Annotated in this window: 3 protein-coding genes; all 3 read left to right on the forward strand. The window is 62.7% G+C overall.

Going from position 1 to position 3807, the window contains the following annotated elements; translation table 11 throughout:
* Positions 1–22: 22 nt before the first annotated feature.
* Positions 23–961 (forward strand): quinoprotein relay system zinc metallohydrolase 1, encoded by a 939-nt coding sequence (locus tag ACXRVY_RS19755; RefSeq protein WP_457266185.1) that lies wholly within the window; start codon positions 23–25, stop codon positions 959–961.
* A 271-nt stretch (positions 962–1232) separates the two neighbouring features.
* Positions 1233–3008 (forward strand): PQQ-dependent methanol/ethanol family dehydrogenase, encoded by a 1776-nt coding sequence (locus ACXRVY_RS19760; protein WP_458238044.1) that lies wholly within the window; start codon positions 1233–1235, stop codon positions 3006–3008.
* Positions 3009–3255: 247 nt separating this feature from the next.
* Positions 3256–3807: aldehyde dehydrogenase family protein (locus ACXRVY_RS19765; RefSeq protein WP_458238045.1), on the forward strand; the 552-nt coding region annotated here is incomplete at its 3' end.

Raw genomic sequence — 3807 nt, forward strand, 5'->3', positions numbered from 1 at the left:
GCGTGACCCCAAGGAGCGTGGCATGCGCTGGATCCTGTTGATGGTGTTAAGCGTCAGTCTGCCGGCCCTGGCCGATCTCGACTACTCACTCAAGCCCCGGCAGATCGCCCAGGACATCTGGCTGCTGGAAGGCAGCACCGATAATTTCGCCAAGGCCAACGGCGGCAACATCGTCAACACCGCGTTTATCGTTACTGAACGCGGTGTGGTGGTGATCGACACCGGCCCGTCCAGGCGTTACGGCGAAGCGCTGCGCAAGGTCATTGCCGCCATTACCGACAAGCCGGTGATCGAGGTCTTGCTGACCCATCACCACCCGGACCATGTGCTGGGTAATCAGGCCTTCAGCGACGTGCCGATCGGTGCCTTGGCCGGCACCACCGAGCTGTTGCACCGGCAAGGCGATGCCATGGCCGAGAATATGTACCGGATGGTCGGCGACTGGATGCGCGGCACCGAAGTGGTGCTGCCGACGCAGACGCTGACACCCGGCGTGAAAAGTTTTGGGAATCACGATCTGCGTCTGCTGAGCCTGGGTGGGCATACGGGCGCGGATCTGGCTATTCTCGACCAGCAAACCGGCGTGCTGTTTGCCGGGGACCTGGTGTTTTATCAGCGAGCGCTGACCACTCCCAACAGTCCGGGGTTGTCGCAGTGGCTGGCGGATATCGCGACCCTGCAAGGCTTGCCCTGGACGCTGATCGTGCCGGGCCATGGGCCGGTGGCGAGCGATCCACAACCCTTCGAGCAAATGCGCGATTACCTGACCTGGCTCGATCAGCTCATGCGCGACGGCGCCGCCAATGGCAGCGACATGGCCGAGATGATCCGCAGCCCCATCCCTGAACGCTTCGCCGGGATCAACCTGAGCCGCTACGAACTGATCCGTAGCGTCAGTCATCTGTACCCGCGCTACGAGCGCGAGCGGATGACGCGGGTGGATTCTGCCGCACGAAAGTGAGCAAACACAGACCCCCTGTGGGAGCGAGCTTGCTCGCGATGAGGCCGGCACATCCAGCATCATTATTGCCTGACCTGCCGCCATCGCGAGCAAGCTCGCTCCCACAGGATTGGGGGTGATTCACAATCCTGTGTTTTCTCACCCACCCTGTACCAAGGAACTAGCAATCTCCTCATTGCGGGCAATTGTTGCCGGGGCGGCGGCGCTCAAGAATCTGCACCAGACCGGGAAAATTTTCCGGACATAACAAAAATCCGCAGAGGAAGCCGTCATGACTCAACCCGCACGTCGCCAGCCCTTCGTCCTGAGCCTGCTGCTCAGTGCCATGCTGTTGTCCGGCCAGGCATTGGCCGGGGTTTCCGACCAGGACATTCTCCAGGACCCGAAGAACCCGGAGCAGGTCGTGACCAACGGCCTCGGCGTTCAGGGGCAGCGCTACAGTCCGCYGGATATTCTCAACGTCGACAACGTCAAGGAGCTGCGACCGGCCTGGGCGTTTTCCTTCGGCGGTGAAAAACAGCGTGGCCAGCAAGCGCAGCCGATGGTCAAGGACGGCGTGATGTACATGACCGGTTCCTACTCGCGGGTGTTCGCCGTGGATGCGCGCACCGGCAAGAAACTCTGGCAATACGATGCGCGCCTGCCCGATGACATCCGCCCTTGCTGCGACGTGATCAACCGTGGCGTCGCGCTGTATGGCGACCTGGTGATTTTCGGCACCCTCGACGCCAAGCTCGTGGCGCTGAACAAGGACACCGGCAAGGTGGTGTGGAGCAAGAAAGTTGCCGACCATAAGGAAGGCTACTCGATCAGCGCCGCGCCGCTGGTGATCAACGGCAAGCTGATTACCGGCGTGGCCGGTGGCGAGTTCGGCGTGGTGGGCAAGATCGAGGCCTACGACCCGAAAAACGGTGACCTGTTGTGGACCCGGCCGACGGTCGAAGGCCATATGGGCTACGTCTACAAGGACGGCAAAGCGGTGGAGAACGGCATCTCCGGTGGCGAGGCGGGCAAGACCTGGCCGGGCGACCTGTGGAAAACCGGCGGTGCGGCCCCGTGGCTGGGCGGCTATTACGACCCGGAAACCAACCTGCTGCTGTTTGGCACCGGCAACCCGGCGCCGTGGAACTCGCACTTGCGCCCTGGCGACAACCTCTACTCCTCATCGCGCCTGGCGCTCAACCCGGACGACGGCACCATCAAGTGGCACTTCCAGAGCACGCCCCACGACGGTTGGGACTACGACGGCGTGAACGAGCTGGTGTCGTTCAACTACAGCGAAGGCGGCAAGGAAATCAAGGCGGCGGCCACGGCCGACCGTAACGGTTTCTTCTACGTGCTGGACCGCACCAATGGCAAATTCATCCGTGGCTTCCCGTTCGTGGACAAGATCACCTGGGCCACCGGCCTGGATAAAAACGGCCGGCCGATCTACAACGAAGCCAGCCGTCCCGGTGCCCCGGGTTCCGAAGCCAAGGGCAGTTCGGTGTTCGTGGCGCCGGCGTTCCTCGGCGCGAAAAACTGGATGCCGATGGCTTACAACCAGGACACCGGGCTGTTCTATGTGCCGTCCAACGAGTGGGGCATGGACATCTGGAACGAMGGCATCGCCTACAAGAAAGGCGCGGCGTTCCTCGGCGCCGGCTTCACCATCAAGCCATTGAACGAAGACTACATCGGCGTGCTGCGGGCCATCGACCCGAAAACCGGCAAGGAAGTCTGGCGCCACAAGAACTACGCGCCGCTGTGGGGCGGGGTGCTGACCACCAAGGGCAACCTGGTGTTCACCGGCACGCCGGAAGGTTTCCTGCAGGCGTTCAACGCCAAGACCGGCGAAAAGGTCTGGGAATTCCAGACCGGTTCCGGCGTGCTCGGCTCGCCCGTGACCTGGGAAATGGACGGCGAACAGTACGTCTCGGTGCTCTCCGGCTGGGGCGGCGCGGTACCGCTGTGGGGCGGCGAAGTGGCCAAGCGCATCAAGGACTTCAACCAGGGCGGCATGCTCTGGACCTTCAAGCTGCCCAAGGACCTGGTGGCCAAGCATTAACGCCAAGACCACCACATAACCTGTGGGAGCGAGCTTGCTCGCGATAGCGGTCTGACAGTCGACATCAATGGCGAATGTGCTGGCCTCATCGCGAGCAAGCTCGCTCCCACAGTGTTTTGTGTGAAATCTACGACCAAATAACGAGAGCCCCTCCTGCCAACGATGCATTCGTCTGGCACGCGGGGCTCTCTAGTATCGGCTCATCGCCTGTCAGTACGACAGGCATCGACCCAGACAGAGGCCCACCATGATCTACGCACAACCCGGAACCCCAGGCGCCGTCATTACCTTCAAACCGCGCTACGGCAACTTCATCGGAGGCGAGTTCGTCGCTCCGATCAATGGCGAGTACTTCACCAACACCTCGCCGGTCAACGGTGAAGTGATCGCCGAGTTCCCGCGCTCCAGCGCCGCCGACATCGACAAGGCCCTCGACGCCGCGCATGCCGCCGCCGACGCCTGGGGCAAGACCTCGGCCCAGGACCGCTCCCTGGTGCTGCTGAAAATCGCCGACCGCATCGAGCAGAACCTTGAGGTGCTGGCCGTCACCGAAACCTGGGACAACGGCAAGGCCGTGCGCGAAACCCTGAACGCCGACGTGCCGCTGGCGGCCGACCACTTCCGTTACTTCGCCGGTTGCATCCGCGCCCAGGAAGGCGGGGCTGCCGAGATCAACGAGCTGACCACGGCCTATCACTTCCATGAGCCCCTGGGCGTGGTCGGGCAGATCATTCCGTGGAACTTCCCGCTGCTGATGGCCGCTTGGAAACTCGCCCCGGCCCTGGCCGCCGGCAACTGC

It is taken from the genome of Pseudomonas sp. P5_A2_2, assembly GCF_054177685.1.

Coding starts and splice junctions, on each gene's coding strand:
- ACXRVY_RS19755 (WP_457266185.1), top strand. CDS start 23: ATGCGCTGGATCCTGTTGATGGTGTTAAGCGTCAGTCTGCCGGCCCTG.